This window comes from Streptomyces sp. NPDC007896 (assembly GCF_042959425.1).
GTDB lineage: Bacteria > Actinomycetota > Actinomycetes > Streptomycetales > Streptomycetaceae > Streptomyces.
Genome location: NZ_JBIBKX010000003.1, coordinates 1 through 14,855, shown reverse-complemented (window position 1 = coordinate 14,855; position 14,855 = coordinate 1). Strand labels below are relative to the sequence as shown.

At 68.6% G+C, this 14,855-nt stretch carries 13 protein-coding genes, 1 rRNA gene and 1 riboswitch; of the genes, 2 read left to right on the top strand and 12 right to left on the bottom strand.

The window, feature by feature from the left end; all coding sequences use genetic code 11:
• Nucleotides 1-370: 370 nt before the first annotated feature.
• Nucleotides 371-577 (top strand): DUF5999 family protein, encoded by a 207-nt coding sequence (locus ACFZDJ_RS11230; protein WP_054229126.1) that lies wholly within the window; start codon nt 371-373, stop codon nt 575-577.
• A gap of 99 nt (nt 578-676) precedes the next feature.
• Here the strand turns inward: ACFZDJ_RS11230 and gcvP are convergent, their stop codons facing one another.
• Nucleotides 677-3,562, bottom strand: coding sequence for an aminomethyl-transferring glycine dehydrogenase (gene gcvP, locus ACFZDJ_RS11225; RefSeq protein ID WP_391057910.1), 2,886 nt, complete (start codon nt 3,560-3,562; stop codon nt 677-679).
• 180 nt (nt 3,563-3,742) lie between these two features.
• A riboswitch (glycine riboswitch) is annotated at nt 3,743-3,838 on the bottom strand.
• A gap of 114 nt (nt 3,839-3,952) precedes the next feature.
• Here gcvP and ACFZDJ_RS11220 point away from each other — a divergent pair.
• A complete protein-coding gene (locus tag ACFZDJ_RS11220) occupies nt 3,953-4,324 on the top strand; it encodes a PRC-barrel domain-containing protein (RefSeq protein ID WP_054229128.1) in 372 nt (123 codons plus the stop codon).
• Between the two features lie 91 nt (nt 4,325-4,415).
• Here the strand turns inward: ACFZDJ_RS11220 and ACFZDJ_RS11215 are convergent, their stop codons facing one another.
• The 11 genes from ACFZDJ_RS11215 to rrf form a co-directional block, all read right to left on the bottom strand.
• Entirely contained in the window at nt 4,416-5,810 is a 1,395-nt protein-coding gene (locus ACFZDJ_RS11215; protein ID WP_391057909.1) for a DNA polymerase IV, read from the bottom strand.
• Between the two features lie 44 nt (nt 5,811-5,854).
• Nucleotides 5,855-6,499 (bottom strand): MerR family transcriptional regulator, encoded by a 645-nt coding sequence (locus ACFZDJ_RS11210; RefSeq protein WP_390937055.1) that lies wholly within the window; start codon nt 6,497-6,499, stop codon nt 5,855-5,857.
• 311 nt (nt 6,500-6,810) lie between these two features.
• Complete coding sequence (locus tag ACFZDJ_RS11205) at nt 6,811-7,284, bottom strand: bifunctional nuclease family protein (protein ID WP_006123076.1); 474 nt, start codon at nt 7,282-7,284, stop codon at nt 6,811-6,813.
• An 86-nt stretch (nt 7,285-7,370) separates the two neighbouring features.
• Complete coding sequence (locus tag ACFZDJ_RS11200; RefSeq protein WP_101406373.1) at nt 7,371-8,135, bottom strand: MerR family transcriptional regulator; 765 nt, start codon at nt 8,133-8,135, stop codon at nt 7,371-7,373.
• 42 nt (nt 8,136-8,177) lie between these two features.
• Complete coding sequence (locus tag ACFZDJ_RS11195) at nt 8,178-9,143, bottom strand: FHA domain-containing protein (protein ID WP_101406372.1); 966 nt, start codon at nt 9,141-9,143, stop codon at nt 8,178-8,180.
• A 61-nt stretch (nt 9,144-9,204) separates the two neighbouring features.
• On the bottom strand, nt 9,205-10,047 hold the full coding sequence (locus tag ACFZDJ_RS11190) for a DUF881 domain-containing protein (protein ID WP_391057906.1): 843 nt from the start codon (nt 10,045-10,047) through the stop codon (nt 9,205-9,207).
• Nucleotides 10,048-10,052: 5 nt separating this feature from the next.
• Nucleotides 10,053-10,385 carry a small basic family protein gene (locus ACFZDJ_RS11185; protein ID WP_003988855.1) on the bottom strand — a complete coding sequence of 111 codons (333 nt, stop codon included), beginning with the start codon at nt 10,383-10,385 and terminating at the stop codon, nt 10,053-10,055.
• Entirely contained in the window at nt 10,382-11,287 is a 906-nt protein-coding gene (locus ACFZDJ_RS11180; protein ID WP_384907950.1) for a DUF881 domain-containing protein, read from the bottom strand. Before ACFZDJ_RS11180 ends, ACFZDJ_RS11185 begins: the two co-directional genes overlap by 4 nt.
• Nucleotides 11,288-11,385: 98 nt before the next feature.
• Nucleotides 11,386-13,881: a mannose-1-phosphate guanyltransferase gene (locus tag ACFZDJ_RS11175; RefSeq protein ID WP_168507118.1), complete on the bottom strand. Its 2,496-nt coding sequence runs from the start codon at nt 13,879-13,881 to the stop codon at nt 11,386-11,388.
• 116 nt (nt 13,882-13,997) lie between these two features.
• Complete coding sequence (locus tag ACFZDJ_RS11170; protein WP_054229135.1) at nt 13,998-14,606, bottom strand: CDP-alcohol phosphatidyltransferase family protein; 609 nt, start codon at nt 14,604-14,606, stop codon at nt 13,998-14,000.
• A gap of 166 nt (nt 14,607-14,772) precedes the next feature.
• Nucleotides 14,773-14,855 (bottom strand): 5S ribosomal RNA (gene rrf, locus ACFZDJ_RS11165); the annotation flags it as partial.

The window sequence follows — 14,855 nt, the reverse complement described above, 5'->3', positions numbered from 1 at the left end:
CCGAGCGCATAGCCCCGTGCCCCGCCACCGTTGTCCCGGTCGCGGGGCACGTTGCCGCCCGAACCCGCCCGCTCGTTCGGGCCCCACAGCGCTCGTACGAGGGAGAACGCCCCTCCGCCCCGACCGGACTAGCCCCATCCGGCCACCGCGAACCCCCCGAAGGGACCGTGCAGTTGGACTGAACCGTCCGCACGGGTGACGCGTCTCCAACCTGTGAGGAGCGCTGCTGCGAAATCCCTGCGGATTGACGCCCGTAGGGCAACACTGGGTTCCAAACACACACCACCGGGGGGCGGCCATGAACACTTCAAGCCGCGGGAAAGACACCACAGCCACCACTCATCTCTCATCCCAGCGAAAGATCCCATCCATGTGCCAGCACCAGCCACCGTGTCCGACAGCCGAATCAGCCGACCGGGAGTCCGCCCGCCTCGTGGCGCACCACCCGGAGCAGGGATGGAGCCTGCTGTGCAACGGCGTTCTGCTCTTCGAGGACACCGGTGAGCTCCTGCCCGACGGCCAGATCATCGCCCCGCACCGCCCCCAGGGCAGCGAGCACGTGATGACGGCCGCCTGAGCCGCACAACCGGGTGGCGGTGACCGTCGCCCAGACATGGAGAGGGGCCGGCCCGGAGACGTGATCTCCGAACCGGCCCCGACGCGTATCCGAGGGTGACTACTCTTCGTAAGCGTCCAGCGGCGGGCAGGAACAGACCAGGTTCCGGTCGCCGTACGCCTGGTCGATGCGGCGCACCGGCGGCCAGTACTTGTCCGCGGCCGAGACGCCGGCCGGGAAGACGGCCTCCTCGCGGGTGTACGCGTGCTCCCACTCGCCGCCGAGTGCGGCGGCGGTGTGCGGCGCGTTCCGCAGCGGGTTGTCCTCGGCCGCCCAGACGCCCGAGCCGACCTTGTCGATCTCCGCACGAATGGCGATCATCGCCTCGCAGAACCGGTCGAGCTCGATCAGGTCCTCGGACTCGGTGGGCTCGATCATCAGCGTGCCGGCCACCGGGAAGGACATCGTCGGCGCGTGGAAGCCGTAGTCGATGAGCCGCTTGGCGATGTCGTCGACGCTGACACCGGTCGCCTTGGTCAGCGGACGCAGATCGATGATGCACTCGTGCGCGACCAGCCCGCCGGGGCCGGTGTAGAGCACCGGGAAGTGCGGCTCCAGGCGCTTGGCGATGTAGTTCGCGGACAGCACCGCCACCTGCGTGGCCCGCTTGAGTCCCTCACCGCCCATGAGACGGACGTACGCCCAGGAGATCGGCAGAATGCCCGCCGAGCCCCAGGGAGCGGCCGAGATCGGTCCCACGCCGGTCTCGGGACCGGCCGCGGGCTGCAGCGGGTGGTTCGGCAGGTACGGCGCCAGGTGCGCGCGTACGCCGACCGGGCCCACGCCCGGACCGCCACCGCCGTGCGGGATGCAGAACGTCTTGTGCAGGTTCAGGTGGGAGACGTCACCGCCGAAGTGGCCCGGCTTGGCGAGGCCCACCAGTGCGTTGAGGTTGGCACCGTCGACGTACACCTGCCCGCCCGCCTCGTGCACCTGCGCGCAGATGTCGGCGACGTGCTCCTCGAACACACCGTGCGTCGAGGGGTACGTGATCATCAGCACGGACAGCTCGTCGCGGTACTGCTCGATCTTCGCGCGCAGGTCCTCGACGTCGATCTCGCCGTCCTCGGCGGTCTTCACGACGACGACCTTCATGCCGGCCATCACGGCGCTCGCGGCGTTCGTGCCGTGCGCGGAGGACGGGATCAGGCAGACCGTGCGCTGGTCATCGCCGTTGGCCCGGTGGTAGCCGCGTACGGCCAGCAGCCCGGCCAGCTCGCCCTGGGAGCCCGCGTTCGGCTGGAGCGACACCTTGTCGTACCCGGTGACCTCGGCGAGCCGCTCCTCCAGCTCCTGGATGAGGGTGAGATAGCCCTGCGCCTGCTCGGCGGGCACGAAGGGGTGCAGCTGGCCGAACTCGGGCCAGGTGACCGGCTCCATCTCGGTGGTCGCGTTGAGCTTCATGGTGCAGGAGCCCAGCGGGATCATGCCGCGGTCGAGCGCGTAGTCACGGTCGGACAGCCTGCGCAGGTAGCGCAGCATCGCGGTCTCGGAGCGGTACTGGTGGAAGACCGGGTGCGTGAGGTAGTCGTCGGTGCGCAGCAGCGCCGCGGGCAGCGTGTCCTCGGCGCTGGCGTCCAGGGCCTCGATGTCACCGTCGACGCCGAACGCGGTCCACACGGCGCCCACCTGCTTGCGGGCGGTGGTCTCGTCGCAGGCGATCGACACGTGGTCGGCGTCGACGAGATGGAGGTTGACGCCTCCGCTGCGCGCGCCCGCCACGACCTCGGCGGCCCGGCCCGGCACCCGCGCGGTCAGCGTGTCGAAGTAGGCACCGTGCACGACCTCGACCCCGCCGGCCGTCAGGCCCGCGGCGAGGATCGTGGCGTACCGGTGCGTACGCCGCGCGATGGTCCGCAGGCCCTCGGGACCGTGGTAGACGGCGTACATGCCGGCCATCACCGCGAGCAGCACCTGCGCCGTACAGATGTTGCTGGTCGCCTTCTCGCGGCGGATGTGCTGCTCCCGCGTCTGCAGAGCGAGCCGGTACGCCTTGTGTCCGTCGGCGTCCACGGAGACGCCCACCAGCCGGCCGGGCAGGCTGCGCGCGAACTTCTCGCGCACCGCCATGTATCCGGCGTGCGGACCGCCGAAGCCCATCGGCACGCCGAAGCGCTGGGTCGTACCGATCGCGATGTCGGCGCCGAGCTCACCGGGCGAGGTGAGCAGCGTGAGGGCGAGCAGGTCGGCGGCGACCGTGACGACCGCGCCGAGCTCGTGCGCCTGCTCGATGACGGGCTTCAGGTCGCGTACGGCACCGGAGGCGCCCGGGTACTGGATCAGCACGCCATTGATCTCACGCCCGGCGATCTCGGCCGGGATGCCCTCGCCCAGGTCGGCGACGACGATCTCGACGCCGGTCGGCTCGGCGCGGGTCTCGATGACGGCGACGGTCTGCGGCAGGGTGTCCGCGTCGACCAGGAAGAGGCCCTTCTTGTTCTTGCCCATGCGTCGGGACAGCGCCATCGCCTCGGCGGCAGCGGTGCCCTCGTCGAGCAGCGAGGCGCCGGAGGTGGGCAGCCCGGTCAGCTCGGCGACGACGGTCTGGAAGTTCAGCAGCGCTTCGAGCCGCCCCTGGGAGATCTCCGGCTGGTACGGCGTGTACGCGGTGTACCAGGCCGGGTTCTCCATGACGTTGCGCAGGATCACCGGCGGCGTGAACGTGCCGTAGTAGCCGAGGCCGATCATCGAGTCGAGCACCTGGTTGCGGTCCGCGAGAGAGCGCAGCTCGGCCAGTACCTCGGCCTCGGTGCGCGCGCCCGGCAGCTCCAGCGCCTCGGCGTTCTTGATGACGTCCGGCACGGCGGCGGCCGTCAGCTCGTCGAGCGAGCCGTACCCGACCTGCGCGAGCATCTTGGCCCGTGCCTCGGGGTCGGGCCCGATGTGGCGCTGCTCGAAGGGGATTCCCTGTTCGAGCTCGGAGAGCGGAATGCGATGGGCGGTCATTGCGGAGGCCTCCTGGTCTGACACGACCTTCGAGGGGCACCACGGCGCGGGTACCCCGACGGCCTCCCCCTCTGTCATCTCAACCTGAGAGCTTCACCGGACCGCCCGCTCACTGCGACCCGGCTTTCACCGTCGGTGAGAGCGGAGGCCTTCGACACCCGCCCTGCTTTCCAGAGTGACCTCGTCCGTGCGGTACGTGTGCCTGAGAGATTCCGGGGAGGATTTGCTCCTTCGGCGCCTCCGATGATGTCTGGAGGACTCTCCCGCACGGGGTCAGCAGCCGCTTGCCAGCGTACCAGCGAGGACAACGCACGAGCTTTCGAGTGGCCACCTTCCCGAATGTGCTCTTTTGTAGTGCTTACGGATGAGTTGCTAGCGAGTGGAGGGACCGTGCAGACCGACATCGATCCGCGCAACCTGATCGGCCGCAAGGCGCTCGACCGCAACGGCGCCAAGATCGGCACGGTCGACGAGGTCTATCTCGACGACGCGACCGGCGTCCCGGAGTGGGCCGCCATACGGACGGGCCTGTTCAGCAGGGACGCCTTCGTCCCCCTGGAGCCCAGCGAAGTCGTCGAGGGCACCCTGCGTGTCCCCTTCGACCGCGCCCTGATCAAGGACGCCCCCGACTTCGGCGTGGGCCGCCACCTCTCCCCCGAACAGGAACTCCAGCTCTACCACCACTACGGCCTGGACGTGACACCCCCACCCCCGCCCCCGGACCGCGACTTCGGCCGTCTGGCGGGCACGGACGAAGGGTGACCTCTCGGCTTGCGCCCCGCTGGCGCGCCCCTCCAGGGGCGCGGGAAACTGCGCGACCAGCCACAGACAACCCGCGACTGCCGAACCGACCTCACCCCCCACGGCGATCGCACACGGCCCCCATCACCAACGGCAACGGATCCGCCAACTCCAACGCAACATCATCCGTACGAAACGTCCGCACACGCCCCGGCTCGGAGTAAGGCGTCTCGAACCGCACGGTGACCCTGCCGAGCCCACTCCCCTGCACCCACCCGTGCCCGAACTCCGCATGCCGCACGTCATGCCCCGCAGGCCACCGCCGCTCGGCAGGCGGCGCCTGCTCGGCAGCCGCTTCCTCCGCCCTCTCTTCGCCCGGATGCTCGAGCACCGCCGACTCCCCCGCGGCGGCCTCCGCCTCCGCTTGCGCCTGGGCCTGGGCCTGGGCGAACAGGTCCTCCTGCGTGTAGTCGGCGAGCCCCGAGACGCCGACCCCCAGCAGCCGCACGCCCCCGGTCGTGTCCACCGCCTCCAGAAGCCGCGCGGCGGCCTCTCGTACGACGCCGGGGTCGTCCGTCGGCCCCCGCAGCGTCTCGGACCGGGTCAGCGTCGAGAAGTCATACCTGCGCACCTTCAGCACGATGGTCCGCCCGGACAGCCCCGCACCCCGCAACCGCCGCACACACCGGTCGGCGAGCCGCTGCACCTCCAGGCCCACCCGCATCCGATCGTGGATGTCCACGTCGTACGTGTCCTCCACCGACACGGACTTCGTCTCCCGCTCGGCCACCACGGGCCGCTCGTCGTGCGCCAGCGCCATCGCGTACAGCGCGTGCCCGTGCGCCTTCCCCACCAGCCGTACGAGCTCGTCCTCGCCCGCCTCGGCGATCTCGTCGACCGTGGTGATCCCTGCCCGGCGCAGATGGTCCCCGGTCGCCGGCCCGACACCCGGCAGCGTCCGCACCGACATCGGCCCCAGCAGCGCGCGCTCCGTCCCCGGTTCGATGACCACGAGACCGTCGGGCTTCGCCTGCTCCGAAGCGATCTTGGCGAGCATCTTGGACGCGGCGAGCCCCACCGAACCCGTCAGCCCCGTGACGGCCCGTATGTCCGCGCGCAGCTTCACCCCGGCCAGCCGCGCGGAAGCCTCGTCCCAGGCGGCTTGCCCCGCCTCCAGATCGACGAACGCCTCGTCCAGGCTCAGCGGCTCCACCAACGGCGACAGCGCCCCCAGCAGCCCCATCACCTGCTCGCTGACCTCCCGGTAGAGCGTGAAGCGGGGCACGAGATACGCGGCGTTCGGCGCGAGCCGCCGTGCCTGGGCCATGGGCATCGCCGAGTGCACCCCGAAGACCCGTGCCTCGTACGAGGCGGTCGCGACGACTCCGCGGGGTCCGAGCCCGCCCACGACGACGGCCTTCCCGCGCAGGCTCGGCTTGGCTGCCTGCTCCGCCGAGGCGAAGAAGGCATCCATGTCGAGATGCAGGATCGTAGGCGCGGTTCTCACATCTCCGATGCTGCCCTACGCCACTGACAATGCCTCTGCGGACCTCAGACGGCCCGATTGCGCCGACGCGCCAGCTCGTCCGTCGGGTTGTGCCCGACGAGCGTCTCGCCCGTGTCCACGCGCTCCCCGTGCAACTGCGAGAGCGCGCTCTCGACGTCCCGCCACACCACGCCCACGGCGATCCCGAAGACGCCCTGGCCGCCCTGCAACAGGGCGTGGACCTCGTCGGGCGAGGAACATTCGTAGACGGTCGCGCCGTCGCTCATCAGCGTCATCCGCTCCAGGTCCCGGAAGCCGCGTTCCCTGAGGTGCTGGACCGTGGAGCGGATGTTCTGCAACGACACTCCCGTGTCGAGGAACCGCTTCACGATCTTCAGGACGACGACGTCCCGGAAGCTGTAGAGCCGCTGGGTCCCCGACCCGTAAGCGGGCCGCACGCTCGGTTCGACCAGACCGGTCCTGGCCCAGTAGTCCAGCTGCCGGTAGGTGATGCCCGCGGCGGCACACGCCGTAGGACCGCGGTAGCCGATCTCCTCGGCCGCCGCCCCTCCCCCACCGTGCTCGCCAGACACCGCTGTCGGCCGCTGCGGAACGTGATCGGCCGCGCTGCCGTGAAGCGGGTACGGGCTGCTCTCCCCCAGACTTCGTCCGGGGGCACCCCCAGCCGTACCGTCGCCGCTGCTTCTCACGCCGACCTCCGTCCTTGACCTGCCCTCTCGACGGTAGGCAGTCACCGGGGGTGCGTCAACGATCGCCACACTCGGCACGCCGAGTGATAATCACCCTAGGAGTGGTTTCCCGTGTCCCACCGCGGGGAAAGGCTAGCCGAATGCTCTCGGAGCGGGCCGCAGCGCGCCACACGGGCCACGGGCAATTGCCGCCCCCGAGTCCTGCGATCCATCGTTTTGTCAGGGGGCGGACGCCACGCCCTGACCCGCGAGCCCGGCGTCCGATCGCCCACCCGCGGGCGATCGGTCCCGTCACCCGTTGACCGGTCCCCCTACTGGCTGTTGGTCCCGAAGTCCTCGGGCGAGATCTGGTCGAGGAACTCTCGGAACTTCTCCACCTCGTCCTCCTGCTCGTCCGGGATCGCGATGCCGGCGTCGTCGAGCACCCCGTCACTGCCGTAGATCGGCGTTCCGGTGCGCAGCGCCAGCGCTATGGCGTCGGACGGGCGGGCACTGACCTCGACCCCGCTGGCGAACACCAGCTCCGCGTAGAAGACCCCCTCGCGCAGATCAGTGATGCGCACCTCGGTGAGCTCCTGGCCGACGGCTTCCAGCACGTCCTTGAACAGGTCGTGGGTCAGCGGTCGCGCGGGGGCCATGCCCTGCTGGGCGAAGGCGATCGCCGTCGCCTCCCCCGGTCCGATCCAGATGGGGAGGTAACGGTCGCCTCCCACTTCACGCAGGAGCACGATCGGTTGGTTGGAGGGCATTTCGACCCGGACACCTACGACATCGAGCTCGTTCACACAGTAACCCTAGGCCGTGCCCGGGACGTTTGGGTAGTCGGGCACAGAACGGGTGGCCGATCCGGACGCCCGCCGGGCACTTCGGGTCAGGGAAGCCGCACGCCCAGCGCGGTCTGCACCAGCGCCGCGTGCAGCTTCACCGTCAGCCCCGCCAGCTCCTTCGTACGGGCCTCGGCGTGCGCCCTGGTCTGCGGATTGCGGTGGCGCCGCAAAGGGGCCACCACCTGGTCCACGAGCCCCGCGTCACGGTCGGCCGCGGCCTTCATCGCACGCAAATGGCGTGGCTCGATCCCGAATCGCCCGAGCTCGACGACGAGCGCGGCGACCGTCACCGCCTCGGCGTCATATGCCCCGTCCGGAAGCGGGGCGAGGAGGCCGTACGACTCCCACTCCTGAAGCTCCTGCTCACCGATCTCGGCGGCGGCCAGCAGCTCCGCACGGCCCACCCGGGCCGCTGTGGGTGCCTCGGGCTCCCCGAAGAGGTCACCGAGCCCACCGAACGGCTCCCCGTCACCGGAGTCGCGCTGCCGCCCCACGGACGGCAGCCGCACCGGCTCCCCACGCTCCAGAGCGTCCAGATGCTCGCGGATCACCTTCAACGGCAGATAGTGGTCCCGCTGCATCCGCAGTACGTGCCCGAGGCGCTCGACGTCGGCCTGGCTGAACTTGCGATACCCCGAGGGGGTCCGCTGCGGCTCGATGAGCCCCTCCGACTCCAGGAACCGGATCTTGGAGATCGTGACTTCGGGGAACTCGTCGCGCAGCGTGTTCAGCACCGAGCCGATGCTGATCAGCCCACTGTCCGCTGCGGCGGTACCGCTCCCGGCACCGCCGCTCGGTGATCGAAGCATGGACCTTCCTGAGGGTCCCCCCGGACGGAGTCCGGGGGAGGGTCAGATGCCTCGCTGGCTCGCGTAGAAGACCAGCCGGTACTTGCCGATCTGCACCTCATCGCCGTTCGACAGCGGGACCGAGTCGATTCGCTCCCGGTTGACGTACGTGCCGTTCAGGCTGCCCACGTCCGCGACCGTGAACGAGCCGTCCGCGGCGCGACGGAACTCCACGTGGCGACGCGACACGGTCACGTCGTCCAGGAAGATGTCGCTCTGCGGATGACGCCCGGCCGTGGTCAGGTCACCGTCCAGCAGGAAGCGGCTGCCCGAGTTCGGACCGCGGCGCACCACCAGGAGCGCAGAGCCGAGCGGCAGCGCGTCGACGGCCGCCTGCGCCTCCGGAGAGAGCGTCGGCATCTGCGTCTGGCCGGTGACCTCGGCATCGTAGGCCTCGATGCCCGAAATGGAGATCGTGGATGTGGTCTCGGACGCACGCTCCGGGACCGCACCGGGCCGCAGCGGCGCACCGCAGTTGGAGCAGAAGCGGCTGTTCTCCGCGTTGCGGTTACCGCACCTCGTACACACCAGGGCCGACATGGACGGATCCTCCTGCCGCGGCTGCCCCCCAGGGGCATGGGACGCGTACGGGTCGGAGGCGAACCCTCCACCCGCACTTGAGGCTGACGGTTCCCCGAAACCTATGCGTCCGGACTGGGCAGGGTCAACAGACGGCGCGCCCTGACCACCGGGAATGTCACCGACCTGGTCCCGGAACAGCGGGCGGTCGCCGCTCTGGCCCTCCGCGTCACCATGGCGTGGGGCACGGTGTCGGGCAGTCGCGTTGTCGCTGCCCTCTCCTCGTGCGCTCTTGCCGAACAACTTCGCAAACAACTTCACGGGCGATTCCCCTTGACCGAAACAGACCCGCCCGTGGGGCAGGACGAACACTGATTGAACACACCGGTCGACCCGGACATCCTCACAACGTCCGTATCCACCAGACAGTTTCCACCACGCACCACCCATTCGGTGCGCCGACCCCCCGCAACCTCATGCCCTCGCCGGACGACGCCCATGCACCCCCGGTTCACTGGGAGGACGACCGAGCGTAGTCAGGCTGCTTCGCAGCCCGCAAGGCATCCACAATGATCTTCGTCGCACGCTCCACCGTGACGGTGGCCTGCTCCTTCTCAAGAGTCTGCACCACGCCTCCGGGGATGTTGAGCGCCGGCTCGAGGTCCTGCGGCTTACCGATGACCTTGAAACGATAAGGCTGAGTGATCTTGTTCCCGTCGACACTCACGCCCTTGCCGGAGTCGGCCAGATAGGTGCTGGCGACGACCCGTACACCGTTCACCTGGATCGCCTCCGCCCCGGCGGCGCGCAGCTCCTGGATCGCGTCAAGCAGCATGTCCGCCTTGACCGTCCCCTTCGTGTCGTTGATCGTCAGCGTGATGCCGGGTCCCTGCGCCGCCACCGTGCCCGCCAGAATGCCGAGTTGCTTCTCCTTCTCGGCGGTCTGCTTGCGGGCCTCCGCGGCCTGGTTCGAGCTGTTCTCCAGCTCGGTGCGCTGATCTTCGAGACCCTGCTTCTCGTCTTCTAGACGCTGCGTACGGTTGTCGAGTTCATCGAGGATGCGTACGAGATCCTCTTGACGCGCGCCGCGCAGTGCGCTGCCGCTGTCGCTGTTGGAGGCCACCTGGACGGCCAGGCCGAAGCCGAGGCCGAACAGAAGCAGGGCGACGATGAGTTGCGCGCGCGTCACCCGCGGCGGCCACAACCCCTTCACGAGCCGCTGCCGGCCGGTCAGCGACGGCTCGTCCTTCTCGTCGCGCTGCTCGGGCCCCGAACTCTCGGGAGCCGCTGCCGGGACCTCTTCGGGAAGTTCCCTGCGCAGCCGGTTCTCGGGTGTCTCGCCCTCGTTGCTCATCGGCCTCACGCCCGGAAAACGTGACGGCGGATCGCCGCGGCGTTGGAGAAGATGCGGATGCCGAGGACGACCACGACGCCGGTGGAGAGTTGGGCGCCCACGCCCAACTTGTCGCCCAGGAAGACGATCAGTGCGGCCACGACCACGTTCGACAGGAAGGAGACCACGAAGACCTTGTCGTCGAAGATGCCGTCGAGCATCGCCCGCAGCCCTCCGAAGACGGCGTCCAGCGCCGCCACGACGGCGATCGGAAGGTAAGGCTCGACGACCGCCGGAACCTCGGGCCGGACCAACAATCCAGCCACGACTCCCACGACGAGGCCCAGTACGGCGATCACGATGTGCCCTTCTCTGTGCTCGGCTGTGCTGTACGTACGATCACACTCGGTGCGGCGGACAACTGGACGTCCTTTTCGACGGAAATGGCGGTCCGGATGCCGTAGTTCTCCTGCAGGGCGTGCAGATACAGGCCGTCGGCACTGTTCTGGAACCTGGTGCTGAGCCGCTCGCCGTCCCCCACCGCCAGCACCGTGTAGGGCGGCACCAGCGGCTTGTTGTCGACCAGTATCGCGTCACCCGCTGCCCTGATCGCCGACAGTGCCGTCAGCCGCTGCCCGTTGATCGAGACAGCCTCCGCGCCGGACTCCCAGAGCCCGTTGACGACCCGCTGCATATCACGGTCGCGGACGCGCCCGGTGTCGGAGAACCCGCTGGTCTCACGAGGATTGCCGTCGCCGCCCTCGGTGGCTTCCTTGGCGTCGTTCACGACGAGCTTCACACCGGGCCCGTGGACGGCGACGGCACCCGACAGTACGCCCACCAGATCGGCCTGGCCGCTGCCCCCCTGCCTCTTCAACGCCTCGTTCTGCTTGGCGCTCACGTCGTCGCGCAGGGTGTCGACCCCGCTCTCGAGCTTGTCCGCGGCCGCGGTCTCCCGTTCGACGCGGTCGATGAGCTCCTGGCGCTCCTTGGCGACGACCGGAGCAGCAATCCGCGCGTTCGCCGCGCCCACGGTCACCACCAGGGCCGCGAGGACGAGACCGGCCGCGAGGCCCAGCTTCGCCCGCACCGTTTTCGGCATGCCGCCGGCACCCTCGGTCTGCCTACGGGCGGCCGCCTCGGCGTATCCGTCGTCGAGGCTGTGATCCATGACGTTGGTGAGCAGCGACATGGAGGCGTCCGGGCGCGGGGGGCGCGGAGGTGTGCTCCGAATGGGGGGCTGCTGCGGCATGCCGCACATCGTCGCACGTCGCGGGTGCTACCTCCGAATGGCCCCACCGGCGTGCCGGACAGGCCCCTTTGGGGGCACTTGTCCGGCACGCGCGCGTGCTGTCCGTTTCAGCGACCTGCGCTGTCCACGACGGCAGCCCACTCGTCGAGCAGGGCCTCCGCGGACGCGTCGTCGGGCCCCTCCGCCCACAGATGCGTCACCGCCTCGGCGGGGTCGGGAAGCACCATCACCCAGCGCCCGTCCGTCTCCACCACCCGTACGCCGTCGGTCGTGTCCACGAACCGGTCCCCGGCCGCCTCCACGACCCGGCGCATCACCAGGCCCTTGACAGCCCAGGGAGTGGCCAGGTCGCGCTTGAGGACATGCGCCCGCGGAATCCGCGCGTCGATCTGGCTCAACGTGAGCTGCGTCCGCGCCACCAGCCCGATCAGTCGTACGAAGGCCGCCGCGCCGTCGAAGACGCTGCTGAACTCCGGAATGATGAATCCGCCGCGCCCGTCACCGCCGAAGATCGTCGACTCCTCGCGTCCGACCCTCGTCAGATCGTCCGGAGACGTCGTCGTCCACTCCACCTGCGTCCCGTGGTACGCCGCCACCTGCTCGGCGATCCGCGTGGTGGTCACCGGCAGCGCCACCCGCCCACTGCGCCGTTCCGCGGCCACCAGGTCGAGCATGACGAGCAGGGCCCGGTCGTCCTCGACGATCCGTCCCTTCTCGTCGACGAGCGAGAGTCGCTCGCCGACCGGGTCGAAACGCACCCCGAACGCGGCCCGCGCGGACGCGACGATCTCGCCCAGCCGCACCAGACCGGCCCGCCGCGTGTCCGCCGTCTCCGTGGGCCTGGATTCGTCGAGACCGGGATTGATGGTCAGGGAGTCCACACCGAGCTTGCCCAACAGACTGGGCAACACCAGCCCCGCACTACCGTTCGAGGCGTCCACGACCACCTTCAGACCGGATTCGGTGATACCGGTGGTGTCGACATTCCTGAGCAGTGATCCGGTGTACGAGTCGAAGACGCTGGCCGGGAAGTGCAGATCCCCGATCTCACCCGGGAAGGCACGCCGGTACTCCTGCCGCGCGAACACCCGGTCCAGCTTCCGCTGACCCCCTTGCGACAGGTCGGCACCCTGCTCGTCGAAGAACATGATGTCGACGGAGTCCGGCACCCCGGGAGTCGTACGGATCATGATCCCGCCCGCACTGCCTCTGGCGGTCTGCTGACGAGCCACTGGCAGCGGTACGTTCTCCAGGTCGCGTACATCGATGGCGCTGGCCTGCAAGGCCGAGATGACCGCCCGCTTCAGCGCACGGGCGCCTCGGGAGTGGTCGCGGGCCGTGGTGACGGTGGAGCCCTTCTTGAGCGTCGTCGCGTACGCCCCCGCGAGGCGCACGGCGAGTTCCGGAGTGATCTCCACGTTCAGGATTCCGGTGACACCCCGGGCGCCGAAGAGATGCGCCTGACCTCGCGACTCCCAGATCACCGAGGTGTTGACGAAGGCGCCGGCCTCGATGGTCTTGAACGGATAGACGCGTACGTTTCCCTGGATGATCGATTCTTCACCGACGAGGCATTCGTCGCCGATGACAGCGCCGTCCTCGATCCTCGCGGCCCGCATGATGTCGGTGTTCTTCCCGATCACGCAGCCCCGCAAATTGCTGTGCGGGCCGATGTACACGTTGTCGTGGACCACGGCCCTGTGCAGAAAGGCCCCGCTCTTGACGACGACGTTGGAGCCGACGACGGTGTGCTCACGTATTTCGGCGTCCGCCTCGACCTTGGCGTAGTCGCCGATGTAGAGCGGGCCTCGCAGTACGGCGTCGGCGTGCACTTCGGCACCTTCGGCGACCCATACACCCGGGGAGATCTCGAAACCGTCGATCTCGACGTCGACCTTGCCCTCCAGGACGTCGGCCTGCGCCTTCACATAGCTCTCGTGGGTGCCGACGTCCTCCCAGTAGCCCTCGGCGATATAGCCGAAGACCGGCTTGCCCTCCTTCATCAGCTGAGGGAAGACATCGCCGGACCAGTCGACGGAGACATCGGCCTCGACGTAGTCGAAGACTTCGGGCTCCATCACATAGATACCCGTGTTGACAGTGTCGGAGAAGACCTGACCCCAGGTCGGTTTCTCCAGGAAGCGCTCGACCTTGCCCTCTTCGTCCACGATGGTGATGCCGAATTCAAGGGGGTTAGGCACACGCGTCAGGCAGACGGTGACCATCGCACCCTTTTCCTTGTGGAAATTGATGAGGTCGGTGAGATCGAAGTCGGTCAGGGCGTCACCGGAGATCACCAGGAAAGTGTCGTCCTTCAACGCCTCCTCGGCGTTCTTGACACTCCCGGCAGTACCGAGTGGCTTCTCCTCATTGGCATAGGTGAGCTCCATACCGAGCTCCTCGCCGTCACCGAAATAGTTCTTGACCAGCGAGGCCAAGAACTGGACAGTAACGACGGTCTCGTTGAGCCCATGCCTTTTGAGCAGCCGCAGCACGTGCTCCATGATCGGGCGGTTCACCACCGGCAGGAGCGGCTTGGGCATGCTTGAGGTCATGGGACGAAGGCGTGTGCCTTCGCCTCCGGCCATCACGACGGCCTTCATGTCGGAAGCGTCCTCCTTGAAGAGACGACGGTCTAGCCGACTTCACCCGTCCTGATTGTCCCGCAGTTTTCGAGTGCGGGCCATCCGGGCACTTCAGCTGCCCCATCGGGCCGAGCTCAATCGGCCATGGCGTCCGCCCTGAGAAGCCGGCGGACCTGCACCACGTAGAGGACTCCTGCCCACCAATAGAGGGTTGTACCCCACCCGGCGAACGCCCATCCGAAAATCGCGGCAAGTGAAGCGAGCCATCCGCTTCCGTCGCTGAGCAGCAACAGAGGGAAGGCGTACATCAGGTTGAAGGTGGCCGCCTTCCCGAGGAAGTTCACCTGCAGCGGCGGATAGCCGTGACGCCGGAGGACTGCCACGACCACCAGCAGAACCAGCTCACGCGCCAGAAGCACAGCCGTCAACCACAGCGGCAGAATCTCGCGCCAGGTGAGCCCCACAAGAGTGGACAGAATGTAGAGCCGGTCCGCCGCGGGATCGAGCAGTCGGCCGAGGCTGCTGATTTGGTTCCAGCGTCGCGCGAGCTTCCCGTCGAGATAGTCGCTGACGCCGCTCAGCATGAGCACGAGCAGCGCCCAGCCGTCACTCTTGGGACCGCCGAACTCCGGCCGGAGGATCAGCCACAGGAAGACGGGTACACCGACGAGGCGCGCCATGCTGAGGATGTTCGGGATGGTGAGGACCCGGTCCGTCTGGACGCGGGTCTCTTGGACCTCCACCCGGGGGCCTCCTGTGGGAAACGAGCCAACGATGCCCCCTGACCTTACCCGCAGCGCTCGCGTCGAGGTGCGGAGGGGTGGCGGAGCCACCGCGAAAACGGACTTGGCCCAGAACGCAGAAAACCCCCGTACCGATTTCCCGGTACGGGGGTTTTCCCTAAAATGAGTTCGGCGGCGTCCTACTCTCCCACAGGGTCCCCCCTGCAGTACCATCGGCGCTGTGAGGCTTAGCTTCCGGGTTCGGAATGT

Excerpts from the sequence above, each read along its gene's own strand:
- ACFZDJ_RS11190 (WP_391057906.1), bottom strand. The coding sequence starts at position 10,047 with ATGAGCAACGAGGGCGAGACACCCGAGAACCGGCTGCGCAGGGAACTT.
- ACFZDJ_RS11200 (WP_101406373.1), bottom strand. The coding sequence starts at position 8,135 with ATGCTTCGATCACCGAGCGGCGGTGCCGGGAGCGGTACCGCCGCAGCG.
- ACFZDJ_RS11180 (WP_384907950.1), bottom strand. The coding sequence starts at position 11,287 with ATGTGCGGCATGCCGCAGCAGCCCCCCATTCGGAGCACACCTCCGCGC.
- ACFZDJ_RS11195 (WP_101406372.1), bottom strand. The coding sequence starts at position 9,143 with ATGGGTGGTGCGTGGTGGAAACTGTCTGGTGGATACGGACGTTGTGAG.
- gcvP (WP_391057910.1), bottom strand. The coding sequence starts at position 3,562 with ATGACCGCCCATCGCATTCCGCTCTCCGAGCTCGAACAGGGAATCCCC.
- ACFZDJ_RS11230 (WP_054229126.1), top strand. The coding sequence starts at position 371 with ATGTGCCAGCACCAGCCACCGTGTCCGACAGCCGAATCAGCCGACCGG.
- ACFZDJ_RS11175 (WP_168507118.1), bottom strand. The coding sequence starts at position 13,881 with ATGAAGGCCGTCGTGATGGCCGGAGGCGAAGGCACACGCCTTCGTCCC.